Source organism: Verrucosispora sp. WMMD703 (assembly GCF_049178935.1).
Classification (GTDB): Bacteria; Actinomycetota; Actinomycetes; order Mycobacteriales; family Micromonosporaceae; genus Micromonospora; species Micromonospora sediminimaris.
The window spans coordinates 2,039,777-2,060,437 of the sequence record NZ_JBMHMM010000004.1 but is presented as its reverse complement, the minus strand read 5'-3'; the positions used below and the strand labels follow the sequence as shown (position 1 = coordinate 2,060,437).

At 70.9% G+C, this 20,661-nt stretch carries 19 protein-coding genes and 5 tRNA genes; 11 read left to right on the top strand and 13 right to left on the bottom strand.

Annotation, left to right across the window (positions count from 1 at the left end):
• Positions 1-222 precede the first annotated feature (222 nt).
• On the top strand, positions 223-1,197 hold the full coding sequence (locus tag ACN26Z_RS10115) for an Acg family FMN-binding oxidoreductase (RefSeq protein WP_282239473.1): 975 nt from the start codon (positions 223-225) through the stop codon (positions 1,195-1,197).
• 12 nt (positions 1,198-1,209) lie between these two features.
• On the opposite strand, the gene ACN26Z_RS10110 is transcribed toward ACN26Z_RS10115, so the two are convergent.
• From ACN26Z_RS10110 to ACN26Z_RS10095, 4 genes are all read right to left on the bottom strand, one after another.
• The gene (locus tag ACN26Z_RS10110; protein ID WP_421460789.1) at positions 1,210-2,238 is read right to left on the bottom strand and encodes an NAD-dependent epimerase/dehydratase family protein; all 1,029 of its coding nucleotides are present in this window, start codon (positions 2,236-2,238) and stop codon (positions 1,210-1,212) included.
• A 272-nt stretch (positions 2,239-2,510) separates the two neighbouring features.
• On the bottom strand, positions 2,511-3,524 hold the full coding sequence (locus ACN26Z_RS10105) for a LacI family DNA-binding transcriptional regulator (RefSeq protein WP_282239475.1): 1,014 nt from the start codon (positions 3,522-3,524) through the stop codon (positions 2,511-2,513).
• Positions 3,525-3,653: 129 nt separating this feature from the next.
• On the bottom strand, positions 3,654-4,691 hold the full coding sequence (locus ACN26Z_RS10100; protein WP_282239476.1) for a LacI family DNA-binding transcriptional regulator: 1,038 nt from the start codon (positions 4,689-4,691) through the stop codon (positions 3,654-3,656).
• 99 nt (positions 4,692-4,790) lie between these two features.
• Positions 4,791-6,083, bottom strand: coding sequence for an extracellular solute-binding protein (locus ACN26Z_RS10095; RefSeq protein WP_093402897.1), 1,293 nt, complete (start codon positions 6,081-6,083; stop codon positions 4,791-4,793).
• A gap of 253 nt (positions 6,084-6,336) precedes the next feature.
• On the opposite strand from ACN26Z_RS10095, the gene ACN26Z_RS10090 reads away from it, so the two are divergent.
• The 3 genes from ACN26Z_RS10090 to ACN26Z_RS10080 all read left to right on the top strand — a co-directional run bounded on the left by ACN26Z_RS10090 (position 6,337) and on the right by ACN26Z_RS10080 (position 10,340).
• Complete coding sequence (locus ACN26Z_RS10090; RefSeq protein ID WP_421460786.1) at positions 6,337-7,959, top strand: glycoside hydrolase family 43 protein; 1,623 nt, start codon at positions 6,337-6,339, stop codon at positions 7,957-7,959.
• A 424-nt stretch (positions 7,960-8,383) separates the two neighbouring features.
• Entirely contained in the window at positions 8,384-9,577 is a 1,194-nt protein-coding gene (locus tag ACN26Z_RS10085) for an endo-1,4-beta-xylanase (protein ID WP_093403193.1), read from the top strand.
• Positions 9,578-9,671: 94 nt separating this feature from the next.
• Positions 9,672-10,340, top strand: a complete 669-nt coding sequence (locus ACN26Z_RS10080; protein WP_093402895.1) for a polysaccharide deacetylase family protein — start codon at positions 9,672-9,674, stop codon at positions 10,338-10,340.
• Between the two features lie 94 nt (positions 10,341-10,434).
• Here ACN26Z_RS10080 and ACN26Z_RS10075 read toward each other — a convergent pair whose 3' ends face one another.
• Positions 10,435-11,511, bottom strand: a complete 1,077-nt coding sequence (locus ACN26Z_RS10075) for a saccharopine dehydrogenase NADP-binding domain-containing protein (RefSeq protein WP_421460785.1) — start codon at positions 11,509-11,511, stop codon at positions 10,435-10,437.
• A 106-nt stretch (positions 11,512-11,617) separates the two neighbouring features.
• Here ACN26Z_RS10075 and ACN26Z_RS10070 point away from each other — a divergent pair, with 106 nt between their 5' ends.
• Together ACN26Z_RS10070 and ACN26Z_RS10065 are read left to right on the top strand one after the other, a co-directional pair.
• Complete coding sequence (locus tag ACN26Z_RS10070; protein WP_421460784.1) at positions 11,618-12,565, top strand: helix-turn-helix domain-containing protein; 948 nt, start codon at positions 11,618-11,620, stop codon at positions 12,563-12,565.
• 249 nt (positions 12,566-12,814) lie between these two features.
• Positions 12,815-13,240, top strand: a complete 426-nt coding sequence (locus ACN26Z_RS10065) for a hypothetical protein (protein ID WP_139233116.1) — start codon at positions 12,815-12,817, stop codon at positions 13,238-13,240.
• Between the two features lie 38 nt (positions 13,241-13,278).
• Here ACN26Z_RS10065 and ACN26Z_RS10060 read toward each other — a convergent pair.
• Positions 13,279-13,353, bottom strand: a tRNA-Val gene (locus tag ACN26Z_RS10060).
• 39 nt (positions 13,354-13,392) lie between these two features.
• Positions 13,393-13,465, bottom strand: a tRNA-Gly gene (locus ACN26Z_RS10055).
• A gap of 153 nt (positions 13,466-13,618) precedes the next feature.
• Here ACN26Z_RS10055 and ACN26Z_RS10050 point away from each other — a divergent pair.
• The gene (locus ACN26Z_RS10050) at positions 13,619-13,864 is read left to right on the top strand and encodes a DUF6458 family protein (protein ID WP_093402891.1); all 246 of its coding nucleotides are present in this window, start codon (positions 13,619-13,621) and stop codon (positions 13,862-13,864) included.
• Between the two features lie 82 nt (positions 13,865-13,946).
• Here the strand turns inward: ACN26Z_RS10050 and ACN26Z_RS10045 are convergent, their stop codons facing one another.
• The 5 genes from ACN26Z_RS10045 to ACN26Z_RS10025 all read right to left on the bottom strand — a co-directional run bounded on the left by ACN26Z_RS10045 (position 13,947) and on the right by ACN26Z_RS10025 (position 16,156).
• Positions 13,947-15,167 (bottom strand): FAD-dependent monooxygenase, encoded by a 1,221-nt coding sequence (locus ACN26Z_RS10045; protein WP_421460783.1) that lies wholly within the window; start codon positions 15,165-15,167, stop codon positions 13,947-13,949.
• Positions 15,164-15,760, bottom strand: a complete 597-nt coding sequence (locus ACN26Z_RS10040) for a PadR family transcriptional regulator (protein ID WP_421460781.1) — start codon at positions 15,758-15,760, stop codon at positions 15,164-15,166. Before ACN26Z_RS10040 ends, ACN26Z_RS10045 begins: the two co-directional genes overlap by 4 nt.
• 128 nt (positions 15,761-15,888) lie before the next feature.
• Positions 15,889-15,963, bottom strand: a tRNA-Val gene (locus ACN26Z_RS10035).
• A 15-nt stretch (positions 15,964-15,978) separates the two neighbouring features.
• Positions 15,979-16,049, bottom strand: a tRNA-Cys gene (locus ACN26Z_RS10030).
• A gap of 34 nt (positions 16,050-16,083) precedes the next feature.
• Positions 16,084-16,156: transfer RNA gene (locus tag ACN26Z_RS10025), tRNA-Gly, on the bottom strand.
• A gap of 175 nt (positions 16,157-16,331) precedes the next feature.
• On the opposite strand from ACN26Z_RS10025, the gene ACN26Z_RS10020 reads away from it, so the two are divergent.
• Together ACN26Z_RS10020 and ACN26Z_RS10015 are read left to right on the top strand one after the other, a co-directional pair.
• Positions 16,332-16,934: a TetR/AcrR family transcriptional regulator gene (locus ACN26Z_RS10020; RefSeq protein WP_093402889.1), complete on the top strand. Its 603-nt coding sequence runs from the start codon at positions 16,332-16,334 to the stop codon at positions 16,932-16,934.
• 91 nt (positions 16,935-17,025) lie between these two features.
• Positions 17,026-17,601, top strand: coding sequence for a TIGR03086 family metal-binding protein (locus tag ACN26Z_RS10015; RefSeq protein WP_093402888.1), 576 nt, complete (start codon positions 17,026-17,028; stop codon positions 17,599-17,601).
• A 58-nt stretch (positions 17,602-17,659) separates the two neighbouring features.
• Here the strand turns inward: ACN26Z_RS10015 and ACN26Z_RS10010 are convergent, their stop codons facing one another.
• Positions 17,660-18,562, bottom strand: a complete 903-nt coding sequence (locus ACN26Z_RS10010) for a hypothetical protein (protein ID WP_421460780.1) — start codon at positions 18,560-18,562, stop codon at positions 17,660-17,662.
• A 176-nt stretch (positions 18,563-18,738) separates the two neighbouring features.
• On the opposite strand from ACN26Z_RS10010, the gene ACN26Z_RS10005 reads away from it, so the two are divergent.
• Both ACN26Z_RS10005 and ACN26Z_RS10000 read left to right on the top strand, forming a co-directional pair.
• Positions 18,739-19,407, top strand: a complete 669-nt coding sequence (locus ACN26Z_RS10005; RefSeq protein ID WP_093403190.1) for a class I SAM-dependent methyltransferase — start codon at positions 18,739-18,741, stop codon at positions 19,405-19,407.
• 9 nt (positions 19,408-19,416) lie between these two features.
• A complete protein-coding gene (locus ACN26Z_RS10000; RefSeq protein ID WP_421460778.1) occupies positions 19,417-20,595 on the top strand; it encodes a cytochrome P450 in 1,179 nt (392 codons plus the stop codon).
• Positions 20,596-20,661 lie beyond the last annotated feature (66 nt).

Genomic DNA, 20,661 nt, shown 5'->3' with positions numbered 1-20,661 from the left:
AAAGTCCCAACCTCCCACCCGACCTCCCCACCCACCCCCACCCCCGCTCGGTTGATCAAGAAGTTTGCGTCTCCCTCGGGCCGGATCCCGACCAGAACCTCTTGATCAACCGGACGAGGTCGGGCGGGGGGTCCTGGGGGTTCGGGACGTGTGGCCCTGCTGGGTGGGGGTGTGCGGGGCGCACCGTGGGGAGGTACCAGGCGAATGTGAGGGAGCCCGACCATGGAAACCGGCTACACCGTCGAACAATTGCGGGCCGCCGCGACCGACGCGGTCCGGGCACCGTCCCTGCACAACGTCCAGCCGTGGCGGTTCCGGCTGCGCGACGGCGGGATCGAGGTGCTCCTCGACCCGACCCGGCGGCTGCCCGCCACCGACCCGAGCGGCTGGGGCGCCCGCGTCGCCGGCGGAGCGGCGCTGTTCAACCTGCGCCTCGCCCTGGCGATGGCCGGCGCCCCGGCGACGGTACGACTGCGTCCGTACCCGTCGGAACCGGACGTGCTGGCCCGGCTGGTGCCGGACCTGCCGCGCCGACCCAGCCCCACCGAGCAGAGCCTCTACGCGGCCATTCCACGCCGGTTCAGCAACCGTGCCCCGTTCTGGCCCGACCCGGTCCCGGCCGACTCTCGCTGGCGGCTGGGTGAGGCGGCTCGGACCGAGCACTGCTGGCTGGAGCTGCTCATCGGGGTGAGCGCCGTCAACGCCTTCGCCGAGATCGCTCGCGGCGCACACCGGGTGCTCGAACGCGACCCCGCCTACCGGGCGGAGCGCGAGGCGTGGGTACGCGCCGGAGACGAGCCGGACGGCGTCCCGGTCACCGCCAGCGGTCCCCGGGCCGAGCCGCAGGACCTGCTTCCCTCGCGTGGCTTCGGCGGCACCCAGCGGGCGCCCGGACGGGACTTCGAGCCGGAGCCCCTCGTGGCGGTGCTCGGCTCCGCCGGCAACACCGCCGTCGATCAGGTGGTCGCGGGCCAGGCGTTGCAACGGGTCCTGCTGACCGCCACCGACGCCGGGCTGTCCGTGTCGATGCTGTCGCAACCGATCGAGGTGCCGTCGGCCCGGGAGCAGCTCCGGCTGTCGCTGGGGCGGTTCGGTACGCCGCAGATGGTGATGCGGATCGGGTACGGCCAGCCGGGCTGGCCCACCCCCCGCCGCTCGGTGGACGAGGTGCTGGACCTGCCGGTGCACCTCGCCTGAGGCGACCGGACGTCAGCGAGACGGCACCGGCGGCGGACGGTCGGTGGTCAGGGCGGCGAGCAGGGCGGCCTCCCGGTCCGGGTCCAGGCCGACCGGCTGCCGGGCCGGTCGGCCGGCGCGGGCCGGCACCGAACCCACCCGGCGCAGCCAGGCCCAGGTGTCGACGACGGTCTCGGTCACCGGCCGGCAGCTGAGCCCGTCAGCGTACGCACGGGTGACGTCGATCTGCTGCATCCACCGGTACTCGTGCCCAAGTGGGATCCAGATCGGCAGATCGTTCCACGCTTCCACACCGGCGGCGAGCAGTTGCTCCGGCTCGGCCCAGCGCAGTCGGGCGTCAGCGCCGGTGGCCGTCACGCCGACGGTGAGCAGTTCGCCCATGGTGGTGTGCCCGGGTCGGCTCACCACGTTCACCGCTCCAGCCCGACCGGCGGCCCCGGCGTCCAGCAGGAAGGCCGCCAGGTCGCGGACGTCGACGTACTGCACGGGCAGGTCGGCAGGGCCGGGTGCGAGCACGTCACCGCCCCGGGCGAGACGGTTGAGCCACCACGGCAGCCGGCCGATGTCCTCACCGGGACCGAGGATCAGCCCGGCGCGGGCGAGCAGCACCCGGTCGCCGAGCACCGCGCGGAGGGCCCGCTCGGCACCGGCCTTGAGCGTCGGGTAGTCATCGTCGATGTCGTCCGGGCCGGCGGTCACCAGCGGCGCCTGTTCCGTCACGCCGGCCGGCACCGGCCGGGCGTACACCGAGCCGCTGGAGACGTAGACGTAGTGCCCGGCCCGTTCGGCCAGCATCCGCGCCGTCGCCTGGGCGGCGCGGGGTGCGCCGTCCCAGGTGTCGACGACGAGATCCCACTCCCCCTCGGCCAGCGCGGCCAACCCGTCGGCGGCGGTGCGGTCACCCAACAGGTGCCGTACGCCAGCCGGGGGCGCCCCGTGCCGCCCCCGGTTGAACGCCGTCACCGCCCAGCCCCGGTGGATCGCCTCGGCGACCACCGCCCCGCCCACGAATCCCGAGCCGCCCAGTACGAGGAGTTTCATGTGAGCCACCCTGCCCGTTGTCGGCGGCGTCGGGGTGGCTCGTTCACCGTCAGCGGATCTGCCAACGGCAGAAACCGGCGACGACCTGTGCAGGGCCGGGTGGAAGGTGGGTGCCGTGTCCGGCGGGCGGCGTGGGCGTCCGCCGGACACGGCCGGGCGGTGCCGCGGGCACGGCGGGCACCACCAGCCAGTTCCTTGGTGAAAAGGACGGCGAGTCCCATCGTCGGCCCCACCGGATGCGGCGTCAACAACTTCCGGAAAAATATCGATAGCTAGTGCGGTGCCGCGCTGTCCCGGATGACGAGTTCGGTGGCGAGTTCCACCCGGGGGCTCTCCACCTGCTCGCCTCGGGCCAGCCGCAACACCGTCCGCGCCGCCAGCATGCCCATCTCGGCCAGCGGCTGACGCACCGTGGTCAACGGCGGCGAGCACCACCGCACCTCCGGCAGGTCGTCGAAACCCACCACGCTGACGTCGTCCGGTACACGCAGCCCGCGCTGCCGGACCGCCTCGTACACGCCCAGCGCCATCTGGTCGCTCGACGCGAAGATCGCCGTCGGCGGCTCGGTCAGCCCCAGCAACCGCACCCCGCCGTTGAAACCGGCCTCGTGGTAGAAGTCGCCCGGGCAGACCAGGTCCTCGTCGAAGGACAGCCCGGCGGCTTCCAGGGCCGCCCGGTAGCCGTCCATCCGGGCCCGGCTGCACATCAACTGCGGTGGCCCGGCGATGAACCCGATCCGCCGATGCCCCAACCCGATCAGATACTCGGTCGCCCGCAGGCCCCCAGCCCAGTTGGTGGCACCGATCGTCGTCGCTTCCCGGGCCGGCAGGCCGTCCGCGTCGACGATCACCACCGGGATGCTCAGCCGGCGCAGCTCGGCCTGCAAGGGTGGCTCGACCATCGAGGTCACGAAGATCACGCCCTCGGTGCCCCGGCGGCGCATGCCGTCGAGCCACTGCTCCGCGGAGGAGGTCTGCCGGTGGATGGCCGACACGACGGTGCCCACCCCGGCGGCGTGCGCCACATCCTCCACACCCCGGATGATCTCCACCGCCCACGGACTGTCCAGGTCGTTGAAAACCAGATCCACCAACCCCGAACTCGCCCGCATACTCGGCGGCCGACGCCGGTAACCATGCCGCGTCAGCAACTCCTCCACCCGCTCACGGGTCTGCGGAGCCACATCCGAACGACCATTGATCACCCGGGACACCGTCGGCACCGACACCCCCGCCAGGTCCGCTATCGCGGAAATTGTGATCTTCCGGGTGTCTCTGGCAACCACGGCACTCCCCACCCAACCGGTACGGCGACAGCCCGCACCATCGCCCCGGGGCGGCCAGGACGGGCAACCGGCCGCCCGCCCACACCCTAGTGCCGGAAATTTCACTCGACTATCGGTAGTTGGCGCAGTTCACTCCGAGGACCCCCGATCGGCACGCGGCGCGGCCGCGCTGTCCCGGATGACGAGCTCGGTGGCGAGTTCCACCCGGGGGCTCTCCACCTTCTCACCACGGGCCAGCCGCAACACCGTCCGCGCCGCCAGCATGCCCATCTCGGCCAGCGGCTGACGCACCGTGGTCAACGGCGGCGAGCACCACCGCACCTCCGGCAGGTCGTCGAAACCCACCACGCTGACGTCATCCGGCATCCGCAGCCCGCGCTGCCGGACCGCCTCGTACACGCCCAGCGCCATCTGGTCGCTCGACGCGAAGATCGCCGTCGGCGGCTCGGTCAGCCCCAGCAACCGCACCCCGCCGGAGAAACCGGCCTCGTGGTAGAAGTTGCCCGCCTGGATCAACCGGTCGTCTATCGGGATCCCGGCGGTTTCCAGGGCGGCCCGGTAGCCGTCCATCCGGGCCCGGCTGCACATCAACTGCGGCGGCCCGGCGATGAACCCGATCCGCCGATGCCCCAACCCGATCAGATACTCGGTCGCCCGCAGGCTTCCCGCCCAGTTGGTGGCACCGATCGTCGGCGCGTCCTGGGCGGGGACACCCGCCGGGTCGACGATCACGGCCGGGATGTTCAGCCGGCGCAACTCGGCCTGCTGCGGCGGCTCGAGGGTGGAGGTCACGAAGATGACCCCCTCGGTGGACCGGGTCCGGATGTTGTCCAGCCACTGCTTCGCCGAGGACGAGCGTCGGTGGATGGCCGACACGACGGTGCCCACCCCGGCGGCGTGCGCCACATCCTCCACACCCCGGATGATCTCCACCGCCCACGGACTGTCCAGGTCGTTGAAAACCAGATCCACCAACCCCGAACTCGCCCGCATACTCGGCGGCCGACGCCGGTAACCATGCCGCGTCAGCAACTCCTCCACCCGCTCACGGGTCTGCGGAGCCACATCCGAACGACCATTGATCACCCGGGACACCGTCGGCACCGACACCCCCGCCAGGCGGGCGATGGCCGCGATGGTCACTGTCCGGTTGTCGTTGGCAGCCATGCGCCCTCCCTACTTCGCTCAACCCTCAACGCCGCCGGCAGGAGCGCCGACAGGCTGACGTACGGCGACGGCGCGGTGCCCGAGCGCCGACGACGCCCGCTACTGCTTCTTCGCGACCCTGGTGATGTCCTTGACGATCTGGTCCGGCCGCTTCGTGCCGGCGATCAGCTGTGCCACACTCTCGTTCACCTGCTGACCCACCGCTGGCGGGTACGCCTGGTCGAGGTAGAGCTGGAAGCCGGTCGCGATGCCCAGGTTCGCCGCCACGACCTGGTTGTTCAGGTCCTTGATCCCGCCGACCGCGGCCTGGTTGGTGGGCAGCACCGCGCCGGTCTGTGCGGCCCGGCGCTGGTTCCTCGCCTGCAGCAGCGTCCGCAGGAACTCCACGGTTGCGGGCGGTGCGTCGCGGCCGACCACGAAGCCGTTGCCGCCACCGAACGCGTCGGTGGCCGAGCCCTTGCCGTCCTCGACGGCCGGGAAGGGGAAGAAGGCGAGGCGGTCACCGAGGCCGCGCTTGCTGGTCGAGGAGGACGCCTGCACCGACGGTGCCCACTGGCCCATCAGCTCCATGGCGGCCTCCTCGTTGCCCATCGTCGCGGCCTGTCCGGTCTCGGACCCGTACTCCGCGCGCAGGTAGCCCTTCTGGAACGGCTGCATGTCGACAAGTTCCCGGAGGCGTTCGCCAGCGGCGATGAAGACCGGCGTGTCGAAGTTGCGGTCCTCGGCCGCGCGCTGCAGCGCCTCGAGACCGCCGATCCGCATCGCCAGGTACGCCCAGTAGTAGTGCCCGGGCCACTTGTCCTTGCCGCCGAGCGCGATCGGAGCGATGTTGACGGCCTTGAGCTTGTTGACCACTTCCAGCAACTCGCCCCAGGTCTTCGGCGGCGTCTCGATGTTGGCCTTGGCGAAGTGGTCCCGGTTGTACCAGAAGCCGACCATGCCGATGTCGAACGGAATTCCGTAGATCTTGTCGTTCACCGTGTACGGCTGCAACGAGGCGGGCAGCAGCTGACCGATCCAACCCTGGACCTCGCTGGTGATGTCCTTGACCAGGCCGGCCTCGACCTGCTGTTGCAGTGCTCCGCCGCCCCACGACTGGAACAGGTCCGGTGGCATCGCCGCCTCGACCGCCCCGTTCAGCTTGGTCTTGAACGCCTCGACCTCCAACGGCTGTACCTCGACGGTGACGTGGGTGTGCTCGTTCTCGTACTGCCGAGCCAGGTCTGCCCAGACGCTGAGCATCGGCTCGGCGTCCTGGACGTGCCACCATCTGATCTTCTGCGGGTTCGCGGAAGCGCCGCTGTCCCCATCCCCGCAGGCGCCGAGCAGGAGTGCGCCGGCGCCCGCGCCGGCCAACCCCAGCAGCGACCGGCGGGAGAGGTGCGATGTCATGGTTCATCCCTTCGGGGAGGCGTAGTTACGCGGAGGGAACACCACCGCACTCAGCGGCGGCCATGAAAACGGGATCGCAAGTTTCGCTTCGATACCGGTATTTTCGACGTGATGGCCGGCACGTTACGACGGGCTTGCGTCGCCGGTCAAGGGGGTGTCGCGAGGGGACGCCAGCCGATACCGTGAGCGCAATCTTGGCACTTCCGGAGTATTTCCGGGAATTAACCGGGATCGTGACCTGAAGGAGTCGAACATGTCGACCGAGATCGCAGACGTGGCTATCGCCCGGTCGATCCGCAACCCCGTCCTCACCGGCTTCCATCCGGATCCGTCCATCCTGCGGGTCGATGACGACTACTATCTGGCGACCTCGACGTTCGAGTGGTACCCCGGCGTACGGGTGCACCACTCGAAGGATCTCGTCCACTGGCGGGAGCTCGGCGGGATCATCACCGAACGACGCCTGCTCGACCTGCGCGGGTGCGGCGACTCCAACGGGATCTGGGCACCCGACCTCACATACCACGACGGACTGTTCTACCTGGTCTACAGCGACGTCGCCAGCTTCGCCAGCGGTTACTGGGACGCACAGAACTTCCTCACCACCGCGCCGACCATCACGGGACCATGGTCGGACCCGGTACGGCTGCACTCGCACGGCTTCGACGCCGCGCTGTTCCACGACGACGACGGCACCTCCTGGCTGCTGGCGATGAGTGCTGACTGGCGGCCGGGGCGTGACCGCTTCGGTGGCATCGAGATTCAGCAGTATGACCCGGCCCGACGGCAACTGGTCGGCCGACCCCGGATCATCTTCACCGGCACCGAGGTGGGGCTGACCGAGGGACCGCACCTCTACCGGCACGACGGCTGGTACTGGCTGGTCACCGCCGAGGGCGGCACCAGCTGGGAGCACCAGGTCACCGTGGCCCGGTCGCGAGAGCTGTTCGGGCCGTACGAGGTGGACCCGGCCGGGCCCCTGCTCACCTCTGTCGGCCGGCCGGAGCTGACGCTGCAGAAGGCCGGCCACGGCAGTCTGGTCCGCACCCAGCGTGGTGAGTGGTATTTGGCCCACCTGGTGGCCCGTCCCTACACGCCCCTCGGCAACTGCGTGCTCGGGCGGGAAACCGCGCTCCAGAAGGTCGACTGGTCACCGGGGGGCTGGCCGTGCGTGTCCGGCCGGGTGCCGGCCGACGAGATCCCCGCCCCGGACCTGCCGGCCCATCCGTGGCCCGACGAGCCGGCCACCGACCACTTCGACGCTTCGCAGCTGGGCGCCGGCTGGTCGACCCTGCGCCGACCGGCGACGGACGACTGGATCGACCTGCGCTCCCGCCCGTCGCACCTGCGGGTGCACGGTGGCCAGTCCCCCGTCGGTAAGCAGACGCCTAGCCTGGTGGCACGACCTGTGGGTGCGGTCCATTGCTCGCTGGAGACCGTCGTCGAGTTCGACCCGGGCGACCATCGGCACCTGGCGGGCATCACCGGCTACTACAACACCGAGAACTGGCACCACCTCTACCTGACCCGGGCCGACGACGGACGGTCGGTGCTGGAGCTGCTCAGCTGCGACGGTGGCCACCGCACCGCGTACCCGCACCTGACCGTCGACACCGGCGGCCGGCTGCGGGTGGGCCTGCGGGTCACCTTCGACGGCCCGGTACTGCACTTCGCGTACGACCTCGGTGACGGTTGGCGGCGACTGCCGGTGGAACTGGACGCCACCATCCTGTCGGACGAACACGCGGCCCGGATCGTCGACGGCGAACCGGCGGCCTGGGGCTTCACCGGTGCCCTGCTCGGCCTCTGGGTGCAGGACATCGGCGGCGACGGGCGCTACGCCGACTTCGATCACGCCACCTATCTCGAACACTGATCCTCATCGACCGGCGACGTACGCCGTCCGACCGACCTGCCCCCGGCGGGCCCTAGCCCCGGGCCGGCTCGACCCCGTCCACGGAACCCGCGGGAGCGAGCCGGCCCGGCCACTTCGTACGGGGCAGGGCGCCGATCCGAGGGCACGGAGCCGAGGTTGGATCCGGAAGTTTCCGGTTGTAAACCGGACGTTCCAGCAGTGCACACGGGCTGCTTCCGGAAGTTTTCGTGGTTGACTGCGGCCATCGATGGCCCTAACGTTTCGACCAAGTTACCGATCGACATCCGGAAAAATATCGGCGCCCTCCGCGACCACGTGACACCTCCGGCCATGGCGCCGCGCACCGCTGCCAACCTGCTCAGCACCGGCCCGAACCGGCGCTTCATGATCGACCTATGTCGATTGAGGATCGAGAGGAATGCAGATGAAGTTGAGACGGTGGATGGCCGTCGGAGCGGTCGCCGTCGCGACCGCTGCGACTTTGAACATGGTGCCGGCCACGGCCGGCCGGCCGTACGACCCGACCGCGAAGACCCTGGGCGCCCTCGGCCTGCGCCACGGCCTGCAGATCGGCACCGCGGTCAGCGCGGACGCCCTCAACGACAGCGCCGACCCGGAGTACCGCAAGATCGCCGGATCCGAGTTCGTCTCGGTCACCGCCGAGAACGCCATGAAGTGGGAGAGCCTCGAACCCACCCGCGGCACCTACAACTGGGAGCCGGCCGACCAGCTCATCAACTTCGCCAAGCGCAACCGCCAGAGCGTACGAGGTCACGTGCTCGTCTGGCACAACCAGCTGCCGCAGTGGCTGACCGAAGGGGTCGCCGACGGCTCCATCAGCAAGCAGGAGCTGCGCGAGCTGTTGCGCAAGCACATCACCACGGTGGTCAAGCGCTACAAGGGCAAGATCTGGCAGTGGGACGTCGTCAACGAGGCGGTCAGCGACCCCTGGGACACTCCGCCCACCCTGCACTACAAGGGTTTCTGGGCCGAGAACCTCGGGCCCGACTACATCGCTGACGCGTTCCGGTGGGCCCGCGCCGCCGACCCCAAGGCGCTGCTGTTCTACAACGACTACAACATCGAGGCGTTCGGCTCCGGCAACCCGGCCGACGACAAGACCCAGTTCGTCTACGACATGGTCAAGCGGCTGCGTTCCCAGGGCGTACCGATCGACGGTGTCGGCGCGCAGGGCCACCTCGGCACCCAGTACGGCAACTTCAACACCTTCCAGGTGACCGAGGCGCTGAAGAAGTTCACCTCGCTCGGGGTGGCGACCGCGTTCACCGAGGTGGACGTCCGCAGCCAGATGACCGAGGCGGTCCAGGCCGGCAACTCCGAGGAGATCAACCCCCGGTTGCAGGCGTCGGCCGCCAACCACAGCGTGCTGATGAAGGCCTGCCTGGCCGTGCGCAGCTGCCTCTCGTACACCGTCTGGGGCTTCAGCGACAAGCACTCCTGGGTGCCGGGCTGGTTCGACGACCCGCCGGAGGGCCTGGCCACCATCATGGACGAGAACTACCAGCCCAAGCTGGCCTACCACGAGATCAAGTCCGACCTGATCCTCGCCGGCCCGCCGTACGTCCTGCCCCGCATCGCACCCAAGCCCCGCCGCTGACCCTCGTCCCGGCGGGCGGACCAGCCATCCACCACCAGCGGGCCGTGTGGGGCGCCAAGCGCCCCACACGGCCCACCAGCGGAAGGTCCGATCGATGTCGTCCACCACGCAGCCCCTGCGTCCCCCGCCTGCCGCGTCCAGGCTGGGCGTCGGACCGCCACCGGTACGGCCCACCGAGGTGATCGGCACCGAACGGGTCGTCTGCCTCACCTTCGATGACGGACCGCACCCGGAGCACACCCCGCACCTGCTCGACATCTTGGCCGCCCACGACGTCCGGGCGGTCTTCTTCCTTCAGGGCGACCGGGTCATCGAGCACCCCGAGCTGGTGCGCCGGATCGTCGCGGCCGGGCATGCGCTGGGCAACCACAGCATGCACCACGACGACATGGGCGCCTGGGCCGCCGGGCGGATCGCCTCGGACCTGCTGGAGACCAACGCCGTCATCCGGCACGCCGTCCCGCACGTCCGGGTCCCCTACTTCCGGGCACCGTACGGGGCCTGGGGCCAGACGCCCGGCGTGGCCACGGCGCTGGGGATGCGACCGATGGGCTGGCGGCTCGCCGTGACCGACTGGGAACCGCCCGGCACCGACGAGTTGCTGCGACGCCTCATTGAGGGCGTCGCCCCGGGCGCGGTGGTGCTGCTGCATGACGGCGGCGGCGACCGCAGCCAGACCGTCGACGCCGTCGACCGGGCCATCCCCGCCCTGCACGCGGACGGCTGGCGCTTCGCCCTGCCCACCAGCGCCGACGGCCGCTGAGGCCGCCGACCGGTAATCGGCCCGTCGGGACCGCTGCGGTGGCTCCGTCCGGAGCAGGTCCACGCTCGACGGTGACCGACCATTTGGCCGCCGATCATCGCGGGCGGGACGACCCCGGACCGAGGCCCACCGGCGCGGGTTCGGACGGAACATGCAGCGACAGGCACGGGGACAGGGCGGCGAGGAAATCTGGCGCGTCGAACATCGCGCCCGCCGAGGCGACGCCGACGGCCCTGGTCCGGCCGGTGAGGATGCGGTCGACGGCCTCCACCGCGAGGGGCGCGCTGATCGCGTAGATGTCCTGACCCGTCGCCGCCAGGCGCCGGTGCGTACCGCCGGCTCGGACGAGAACGTCGACGACGAAGGTCTGCGCGGATCGGCCGCGCTCATCGACCGGGGTAGGCCTCGACGCGTCCGCAGCGGACAGGTCCGCCGCCGCAGTGGCCGCCATGTAGGTGCGCACCCTGGGGACGGTCAGGTGGCTGGGCACGGTGACGACGTCGGCCATCGTGAAGTCCCCGATGACCCGTTGCCGGCCCAGCGGAGCCGGGAAGGGCCACTCCAGGCTCGGCAGCGCGTCGTCGTGGTACTCCAGTTGCCCGCCCGTGTAGCGGACCCGGCGGTCACCTCGCCGCCGTGCCGACACCGCGCCCGACGCGCGAGTTCCGGGGGTGGGTCGCCAACTGCTCAGGCCGTAGGCGATGTGCACCTCGTCCGCCGCCGCCGCGTCGTCCAGAACGGTGGTGACCAACAGGTCGCCGAGACCGCCGAAGAAGGCCATCGCCGGGACCACCGCGATGCCCGCGGCGCGGGCCGGTGCCGCGAAGTGCCGGAACGTGTCCAGGTTCGCCTCGATCTCCGCAGCCACGTCGACGTACGGGATGCCGGCGCGCAGCGCCGCCGCCACCAGCGCGGCGGCGGTGGAGGCGAACGGCCCGGCACAGTTGATCACAGCGGTCGCTCCGTGCAGCGCGCGCTCGAGGGAGGCCGGATCGTCGACCGCCGCCTGTCGCGTTTCCAGCCCCGGTCGGGTCCGCGCCAACGCCAGCAGCTTGTCCTGGTCGCGGCCGAGCAGCAGCGGCACGTACCCGCGCTCGCACAACTCCGCCACCACGAACCGGCCGGTGTGCCCGTACGCGCCGAACACCGCCACCTCTCGCCCCGCTCCCATGCCTGCCCCCTGCTCGCCGTTCCACGTGATCTTCTGGGCATGACTCTGCCGGGGCCGACGAGGCGGGACGAGTGTCCGGAACGACACGGCCCGTACAATTTCCGACATGAGCGTCGCCCCGCACTCCGTCGCGATCGCCGCCACCGACGGGATGCTGCACTTCGAACTGGCGCTGGCCTGCGAAGTCTTCGGCTCCGCGCCGGACGCCGTGCCCGGCCCCTGGTACAACGCCCAGGTGTGTGGCACGCGCCCCGTCCACGTCGGCCGGTTCCTGCTGAAGCCCGACCATGGGCTCGACCGGTTGGCAGCCGCCGACACCGTGATCGTTCCCGCCCTGGCGGACGTCGAACAGGAGCCTCCCGGCGAGCTGGTCGAGGCGGTGCGTACGGCGTACGAATCGGGTGCGCGGGTGGTCTCCCTCTGCACGGGCGTGTTCGTGCTGGCCGCCGCCGGCCTGCTGGACGGGCGGCGGGCGACGACGCACTGGGCCCACACCCGGGAGCTGGCCGCGCGCTATCCGAGGGTGACTGTCGACCCGGACGTGCTCTACGTCGACAACGGCCGCGTGCTCACCTCCGCCGGCAAGGCCGCGGCCATGGACCTGTGCCTGCACCTGGTCCGCCGCGATCACGGCCCGGCGATCGCCAACGTGGTCGCCCGCCGCCTGGTCGTGCCACCGCACCGGGCCGGTGGTCAGGCCCAGTTCGTCAGCACACCGGTACCCGCCCGGGACGGCCGTCCCCTGACCGAGCTGCTTCCCTGGGTGATGCGCCGCCTGGACCAGCCGCTCACCGTCGAGGATCTGGCCCGCCAGGCGAGTCTCAGCTCCCGCCAGCTGACCCGCCAGTTCCGCTCGGTGACCGGCACGACCCCGCTCCAGTGGCTGCTGACGCAGCGGATCCGTCGCGCACAGGAGCTGCTGGAGAGCACTGACGACAGCATCGACACCATCGCCTCGGCCGCCGGCATGGGGACGGCCACCACGTTGCGCCGGCACTTCCACCGCGTGATCGGCGTGCCACCGGACACCTATCGGCGGACCTTCCGAGCCTGAGCGCCAGCGCGGCTGTGCGCTGCCGGCGATATACAACACTGCTGGTGGACGGCCCGGATCGAAGATCCAGGGCGCGACTCGAATCGGCTGGACCGAATGCGGCACAACCCGAAACCGCATTCCCGTACCAGCCGGCATTCGGTTTGTCGATCCTGCTGAAGCGAGTTCGTCCGGGTAGCTGGCGGGATCGACCCCCATGGACCCGACGGCAAGACTCAGTGCATCCATTCGCGACTGAGGGAGTTCCTCGTGCGTAGACCATCGTTGTTACGGCGCGCTGCCATCGCGGCCGCGCTGTCCCTGGCTGTGTCCGGCGGAGTCGTCGCCACGGCGGCCGCACCCGCACAGGCGGTGAGCATTACCAGCTGCAAGCAGGCAGCGAAGAAGATTCTCAAGTGGCTGCGTCTCGTGGACACGGCCGCGCACAGCAACAACCCCGACGACCGGGTGTCGCGCAACGACCTGTCGGCCGTCGGCTACTGGTATCCCCACGTTGTCATGCCCAGCGATCCGGTCGAGCGGCAGGAGTTGCAGGATTCCTCGATGGCGATGCTCACCAGAGGTTGGTTTGAGGTAGTTGACGGGATCCGCGCCAACGGCAGGCTCGACGGCATAGCGAACAGGCAGGACTGGCAGTGGGCCGCCAACGATGACACATATGCCTGCGCAGCTTGAGGTGCTGGCGGGTGGTGCGCTCGGAGGCCAGCGAGTGCTGGTGGGCGATACTGGGTTTGAACCAGTGACCTCTTCCGTGTCAAGGAAGCGCGCTCCCACTGCGCCAATCGCCCGTGGAGACCGGCGGCACCCCAGGGTGCGGCCGGACCGCGAGCGGACGACGGGATTCGAACCCGCGACCCTCACCTTGGCAAGGTGATGCGCTACCAGCTGCGCTACGTCCGCACTGCCTCCGGCTGCGCCGGCGACGGGGCAACTCTACCCGATGACAAGATCGCCGGAGGCGCCGCCCCCGACCGCCGGTGATTGCGCCGCTCCCGACCCGGGTACAGAGCCCTCCCGACAGCACACCGCACCCCCCGGACAAAGGAGGCTGTCATGGGTATCGGCACCAGCATTTTCCTGTTGGCGCTCGGCGCCATCCTCACCTTCGCGGTCAACGCCAGCATCGGCGGGCTCGATTTGGACGTGGTCGGCTGGATCCTGATGGCCGCCGGCGTGCTCGGCCTGATCCTGACCACGCTCGTCTGGGGCCGCCGTCGCCAGACGGTCGCCACCACCACGGAGGAGCCGGTGGAGTACCGCCGGGTCGAGGAGCGGCGGGACGTCGCGCCGCCGATGTGACCGGCTGCGGGCGGTGGCGGTCACCGGACGGTGCCGCCACCGCCACGCGTCGGCGACCCGGCGCGGCGCGCGGCTCATCGACTCAGGAGCGGCCGGCGGCGAGTTCCGTGGCGACCGGCGCGTCCCAGTCGATCCGGTAGCGCTGCTCCGGGCCGAGCGTCCGCTCCGGGTCGAGGAAGGTACGCAACGCCAACGGCATCATGAGCCGCATCATCCGCTTCGCGACCGGGCCGACCGTCTTGGTGGACGTCGTCTGCCGTCCCCGCCGGAGCACCTTCTCGACCCGCCCACGGCGCAGCCGCTCGTACGCGTCGAACGCGGCCGGCACGTCGGGGTGGTCCCGCAGGCAGCGGGCCAACTGCACGGCGCTCTCCACGGCCAGTGACGCGCCCTGGCCGGAACTCGGTGACGGCGCGTGCACCGCGTCGCCCACAAGCGCCATCCGACCGTCGTGCCAACGCGGCACCGACGGCATGCTCTCGATCGATCCGATGGCCACCAGGTCGTCCGGCTCGGTGTGGGCGAGCACCTGCCGGGCCGGCACGTCGTCGGCAAACACCTCGCGGAGCCGGTGCAACCACTGCGATCGCGGTATCTGGCTCGCCTCGGCGTAGCTGGTGGGTCGGTGATCCGGCACGTTGGCGAACCAGGCCGTGCGACCGTCGGGCTGCACCCAGTAGCCGAAGAAGGCACGGGAACCGAAGACGAAGTACATCGCCTCCGGATCGGCGTCTGGCACCGCGTACCGGGCCGCGCCACCGAGGTTCAGCAGTGGCAGCACCTGCGGCCCGGGTGCCTGCGGGTCGATGAGCGTACGCACCCGGGAGCGGATGCCGTCCGCGCCGATCAGCACGTCGGCGCTGGCAGTGGAGCCGTCCGCGAACCGGGCGAACACGCCGTCGGCGCGCTGTTCGGCGTCGACCAGTCGCTTGTCGTACACGATGCGCACGCCCTGCGCCTCGGCCCGTTCGCGCAGCACCCGGGCCAGGTCGTCACGCCACAGCCCCAGCGTGACCGGTTCCACCGCCACGTGCGGGAAGGCGCCGATGCGGCCTCCGCGACCGTCGGTGACCACGGTCCGTCGCATGGGCAGCCCCACTTCCTCGACGGACCGCTCGGCATCGACCCAGCGCAACGCGGCCAGGCCGTTGGGTGCCATGGTCAGGGTGACTCCGCTCCCCTCGGCCGCCGACGGGTACGCCTCGTGGACCGTGGCCTCGATCCCGGCTCGGCCCAGCGCCATCGCGGTCACCGGCCCGGCAATCCCGCCACCGATCACCAGCGCGGTTCGGACGGATGTCATGCGCGACCCCCCATGGTCTCCTGCCAGGACTTCGCATAGTCCGGCTGCTTGAGTGACTCGATCAGCTCGGTGACGAACCGGCGCTCGGCCTCCAGCAGCGCGAGCGCGTACTGCTCCTCGACCAGGAAGATCCAGGTGACGCCGTCGGCGCGGGCCTCCTCCATGGTCGTGCGGGTCTCCTCGATCCGGCCGGCCAGCGCCGCCGACCGGCGGCGCAGCACCTCGACCGCCTCGTCGGGCGGGAGCAGGCTGAGCAGCGACAGGGCGACGGCGAAGTGCGGATATTCGTCGCGGGGCTGGGCGAGCAGGGAGCGCAGCCAGTCGTGCATCTCGTGCCGGCCCTCTTCGGTGATCGCGTACACCGTGCGCTCGGGGCGGGCGCTGTCCCGGACCGTCTCCTGCGCTTTGACGAACCCGGCCCGGGCGAGCTGTTCGATGACCATGTAGAGGGAGCTGCGGGTGTACCGGATGAGCTTGTCCTGACCGGTCTGCTTGAGCCGTCGACCCAGCTCGTAGGGGTGCATCGGCTCCCACATCAGCCAGGCCAGCACGGCCAGGGCCAGCGGGTTGGGCACTCTCCGACGTCGATCCACCACCACTCCCTTAGTCAATGCTGACTATGCAGGACTGACCAATGGAGCGTCAACCCGCTCACGCGGGGGCACGACTGAGACATGCGAAAGGCCCGCTACCGGATCTCCGGTAACGGGCCTTCATTTACTGGTGGGCGATACTGGGTTTGAACCAGTGACCTCTTCCGTGTCAAGGAAGCGCGCTCCCACTGCGCCAATCGCCCTTGCTGTTCTTACCGAGGTGGGGACGGGATTTGAACCCGCGTACACGGCTTTGCAGGCCGTTGCCTCGCCTCTCGGCCACCCCACCGAGGTTGCCCCCGTCACGCGTGGCGGCAGCTCCGAGCGGACGACGGGACTCGAACCCGCGACCCTCACCTTGGCAAGGTGATGCGCTACCAACTGCGCTACGTCCGCACGCCCCGGGAATACCCGGTGACGGATGAGAACTCTAGCCGAGCGGTGGAACGGATGCCAAATCGGGCTCCCGTCCCGGCGAGTCCGGAACTGTCCGGCTTCCGACTGTCGTAAGCAGGATCAACGGGGGTTTGGTGACCGGCCGTATCCGTTTCGATCGGATACGGTGACGGGCGTGACGAGACGTGCGGCGGAAATCCGCCTGGATGCCCTGCTGCGCACCGCATGTGACGTGATCGGGCAGCGCGGGCTGGCGAACACCCGCACGGCCGATGTGGCGCAGGCCGCCGGGGTGAGCCAGGCACTTGTCTTCTACCACTTTGCCACGAAGGAACGACTGCTCGCCCAGGCCTTCGCGTACGCCGTCGAGCAGGATCTGGCCCGACTCGACGCGGTCACCCGCTCCAGCGCCCCGCCGCTGAGCAAGCTCCGCCGCATCCTGCGCCTCTACACCCCGGCCGGGCGCGCCACCTCCTGGTCCATGTGGATCGACGGCTGGGCGGAGTCCCTGCGTACCCCCGAGTTGGAGAAGGTCTCCCGCAAGCTTGACCTGCGGTGGCGGCAGGACCTCGCCACGGTGATCGCCGACGGGGTCCGGGAGGGCAGCTTCGTCTGCACCGACCCGGCCGGCGCGGCCTGGCGGATCAGCGCCGTGATGGACGGCCTGGCGGTGCAGCTCGCCGTGCACGACCGGGTGATTTCCCGCCGGCAGTTCGCCGAGTGGGTGCGCCTGGTGACCGCCCGGGAACTGGGACTGGATCCCGAGCAGCTGGAATAGGCAGGCGCGGTCGGCGGCCGGGGCAGCCGACGGTTACCCGCGCCACCGAATCCGGCGGGTTACCCGCGCCGCCGACGGGAACAAAGGCGGCATGGAGCTGCTGAAGACGTACCGGCGCAGCCTGGCCGAGTTCACCGACCGGGTGGAACAGGTGCACCCCGGACAATGGTCGGCTACCACCCCCTGCCCCGGCTGGGACGTCCGCACACTTGTCAATCACGTGGTCAACGAGGAACGCTGGAGCGTGCCGCTGCTCGCCGGACGCACCATCGACGAGGTCGGTGACCGCTACGACGGCGACCAGCTGGGTGCCGACCCGATCCAGACCGCCCGCGAGGCCGCGGCGCAGGCCGAGGTCGCCGCGACCAGCCCGGGCACCCTGGACCGGACGGTGCACCTGTCGGCCGGCGCCACCTCCGCCGAGGAGTACCTGCATCAACTGCTGGCCGAACACCTCGTACACGGCTGGGACCTGGCGGTGGCGATCGGCGCGGATCCGACGATGGACGCCGACGCGGTCGCCGAGGCGGCCCGCTGGTACTCCCGCCACGTCGAGGACTACCGGAGCAACGGGCTCGTCCAGCCCGAGGTCGAACTGCCCGCCGGCGCCGGCGAACAGGACCGGCTACTGGCCGCCTTCGGTCGCGACCCCGACTGGGCCCCGTGACGTGACCGGACGCCACGGTGGGACGGACGGCAGCCCGCCCGCCCCACCGTGGCTTGAATCAGCTCAGGTAACCGCCGTCACGGGGTACCGTCCGCCACCGGCTCCGCGGGTCCGACCGCCGTTCCCAACGGTCGGGCATCGGACCGCCGGCGTCGACCGCGGCCTCGGGCTCACGAGTCAGCTGCCGCAACCGCAGCAGCAGGCCCACCCCGAGGAAGAGCAGCAGACCGCCGAGGAGGAAGGCCACCTCGGTCAGACCCAGCCCGCTGCCGGTCTGGTTACCGGCCGCGTCGGCGTCCGGCGGTTCGGCCGCCCCACCCGCGTACCCCGCGTCGTCGGCGGGTTCGCTCTCCTCCTCGGTCGGATCCACCGTCGGCACCTCGACCGGCTCCTCCGTCGGATCCACAGTCGGCGCCTCGGACGGGGTGGGTGACGCGGTCGTCGGGCGGGCTTCCACGCCCCGACCCACCACCTCGCGGGTCGCCGTCTGACGGGACAGCAACCGCAGGTTCCGGTCGTACGCCTCAGCGGCGAGGCTCACCCGTCCCCCGTCGGCGTCCCGGTCGAACGCGATCCGGTACTGCGCGGTGACTGTACGCCCCGGGCAGAGCGTGCCCGGGTCGAGCTGACGGTCGGTCAGCCGTGCCGCGTCACCCTCGGCGCGCACCTCCACCGGAAACGAGCCGGTCTCCTCGATCCGATCCACCCGCACCTGGTCCAGTCGCAGCCCCTGCACACCCAGCACCAGGGACCAGCGCACCTTGATGCAGTCGCCCTGGTCGTCGCGGGACACCACAGCGGAGATCGTCGCCACCCGCCCACCGGCGGTGAACTGGTCCGGCAGGCCGCCGAGTTCGGTGGCGAACGCCGCGTGCGCCGGCGCGGCCATGGCGAAGTCCACTCCGGTGAGACATGCCAGCGCCACCCCGATCCGTAGCGTGTAACGCCACAGCCTCTTCACGATCCGTCCTCCCGTTGGTCGCCTCCATTGGCAACGCTAGGAGCGCGGGAGGCCAGCCGGTAGACGGGCGTGTTCGCACGTACCGTGAAGCAAGATGCCCGATTTCACGTACGGTATTGAACCGCTTACGGATCACCCGCGACACGCCGGGCACGGTGACGGTGGACAATCACCGGATGTCCGCGCTCTCCGCCGCCTTCGTCCGGCTGCACGCCCGGCTCGCCCCCGTCGCCTTCGTACCCGAGGTGCGGCTGCACCAGGCGGACGAGCCGATCGGGTTGTGGGAGCTGACCGAGGGCGAGTTCCGCAGCGACCGGCCGCCACCGTTCTGGGCCTTTGCCTGGGCCGGCGGCCAGGGCCTGGCACGCTACGTCACCGACCACCCGGAGGCCGTCGCCGGCCGCCGGGTACTCGACCTGGCCTCCGGCTCCGGCCTGGTGGCCATCGCCGCCGCCCGGGCCGGCGCGACCGCCGTCCGCGCCGTGGAGGTCGACGAACTTGCCGTCGCGGCCGTCGCGCTCAACGCCGAGGCCAACGAGGTACGCGTGGACGCCGAACTCGGCGACATCCTCGACGGCGACGCGGGCGACGCCGAGGTGATCCTGGCCGGCGACGTCTTCTACAGCGAGGCGATGGCCAACCGGGTGCTGCGGTTCCTGCTGCGCGCCACCCGGGCCGGGGCGTCGGTGCTGGTCGGCGACCCGGGACGGGCCTTCCTGCCCCGGGAACGCTTCGACGAACTCGCCGCCTACGACGTGCCGGTCAGCGAGGCGCTGGAGAGCGTACGGGTGAAGCGCACCACGGTGTGGCGGCTGCGCGCCGGGCGGCCGGAGGCGGCCGACTAGCGTGACGCCGTGCTGTTCCGCAGCTGGGAGCAGGTCCCGGCAGACTCCGGGGCCGGCGTCGCCCACTGGCCCGACGTGGCCCGGGTCGCCGATCACGTGGGCGTCGAGCACCTGCTGGTGACCCGGCACGCCCTGGTCCGCCAAGTGCTCACCGACCCCACGACGTTCCGACCCGACAACGCGCTGGACGCGGTCACCCCGATGCCGGTGGCGGCGCTGCGGGTGCTCGCCGCCCACCGGTTCCGGCTACCGCCGACGCTGGCCAACAACGCTGGCGCCAGCCACCCGGAGATCCGTGCCCTGGTCGCCGACGCCCTGCACCCGACCCGGGTGGCCGCCCAACGGGAGTGGCTGTCCGCGCTGGTCCGGCAACGGGTCGCCGAACTGACCGCCACCCTGGACACCGGCGCACCTGTCGACCTGCACGCGAGCCTCGCCGCCGACCTACCGCTGCTGGTCCTGGCCCGGCTGGTCGACCTGCCCGACGCACCCGTCGCGGCGGTGAAGGAGTTCGCCCGCGCAGCGCTGGAACTCTTCTGGGCGCCGCTGGACGCCGACCGGCAACACCTGCTCGCCGTCGAGGTGGGTCGTTTCCACCGGTTGCTGCGGGAGTTCGCGGCCACCGGCGACGGCCTGGCCGCATCCCTGCGCGCCGCCGGGCACCCGCCCGACGTGGTCGTCGGCGCACTGTTCTTCCTGCTGGTCGCCGGCCAGGAGACCACCTCGCAGTTCCTCACCCTGCTGCTGCACCGGCTCACCGCCGAGCCGGCGGTGCTCGCCGGGCTACGCGACGGCTCGGTGCCGGTCGCCGACGTGGTCGAGGAGGGGCTGCGGCTGGAACCACCGATCGTCACCTGGCGGCGGGTCGCCGCCGTGGACACCACGCTGGGCGGGACGGGGGTGCGGGCGGGTACCAGCGTGGTGCTGTGGCTGGCCCGCGCCGGACGGGACCCGGAGGTCGTGCAGTCGCCGGACGAGTTCCGCCCGGGGCAGCGCGGGTCACGCCGGCATCTGGCCTTCGGGGCGGGCGTGCACCGCTGCGTCGGCGACCAACTCGCCCGGATGGAAGCCACCACGCTGGTGCGCGAGGCCGCACCGCTGCTGACCGGGGTACGCGTGCTGCGCCCGCCCCACTATCCCGACAATCTCACCTTCCGGATGCCCGACACCTTCGTCGTCCGCCGCTGAACCGGGCGGGAGTTGACGAAAGTCAGGGCCGGGTGCTGCCTTTCGGGCACGGCGGGCCCCATCGTC

What these genes read in the sequence shown, in the direction of transcription:
- ACN26Z_RS10115 (WP_282239473.1), top strand. Translation starts at nt 223, where the DNA reads ATGGAAACCGGCTACACCGTCGAACAATTGCGGGCCGCCGCGACCGAC.
- ACN26Z_RS10110 (WP_421460789.1), bottom strand. Translation starts at nt 2,238, where the DNA reads ATGAAACTCCTCGTACTGGGCGGCTCGGGATTCGTGGGCGGGGCGGTG.
- ACN26Z_RS10100 (WP_282239476.1), bottom strand. Translation starts at nt 4,691, where the DNA reads ATGGCTGCCAACGACAACCGGACAGTGACCATCGCGGCCATCGCCCGC.
- ACN26Z_RS10095 (WP_093402897.1), bottom strand. Translation starts at nt 6,083, where the DNA reads ATGACATCGCACCTCTCCCGCCGGTCGCTGCTGGGGTTGGCCGGCGCG.
- ACN26Z_RS10090 (WP_421460786.1), top strand. Translation starts at nt 6,337, where the DNA reads ATGTCGACCGAGATCGCAGACGTGGCTATCGCCCGGTCGATCCGCAAC.
- ACN26Z_RS10085 (WP_093403193.1), top strand. Translation starts at nt 8,384, where the DNA reads ATGAAGTTGAGACGGTGGATGGCCGTCGGAGCGGTCGCCGTCGCGACC.
- ACN26Z_RS10080 (WP_093402895.1), top strand. Translation starts at nt 9,672, where the DNA reads ATGTCGTCCACCACGCAGCCCCTGCGTCCCCCGCCTGCCGCGTCCAGG.
- ACN26Z_RS10075 (WP_421460785.1), bottom strand. Translation starts at nt 11,511, where the DNA reads ATGGGAGCGGGGCGAGAGGTGGCGGTGTTCGGCGCGTACGGGCACACC.
- ACN26Z_RS10070 (WP_421460784.1), top strand. Translation starts at nt 11,618, where the DNA reads ATGAGCGTCGCCCCGCACTCCGTCGCGATCGCCGCCACCGACGGGATG.
- ACN26Z_RS10050 (WP_093402891.1), top strand. Translation starts at nt 13,619, where the DNA reads ATGGGTATCGGCACCAGCATTTTCCTGTTGGCGCTCGGCGCCATCCTC.
- ACN26Z_RS10045 (WP_421460783.1), bottom strand. Translation starts at nt 15,167, where the DNA reads ATGACATCCGTCCGAACCGCGCTGGTGATCGGTGGCGGGATTGCCGGG.
- ACN26Z_RS10015 (WP_093402888.1), top strand. Translation starts at nt 17,026, where the DNA reads ATGGAGCTGCTGAAGACGTACCGGCGCAGCCTGGCCGAGTTCACCGAC.
- ACN26Z_RS10005 (WP_093403190.1), top strand. Translation starts at nt 18,739, where the DNA reads ATGTCCGCGCTCTCCGCCGCCTTCGTCCGGCTGCACGCCCGGCTCGCC.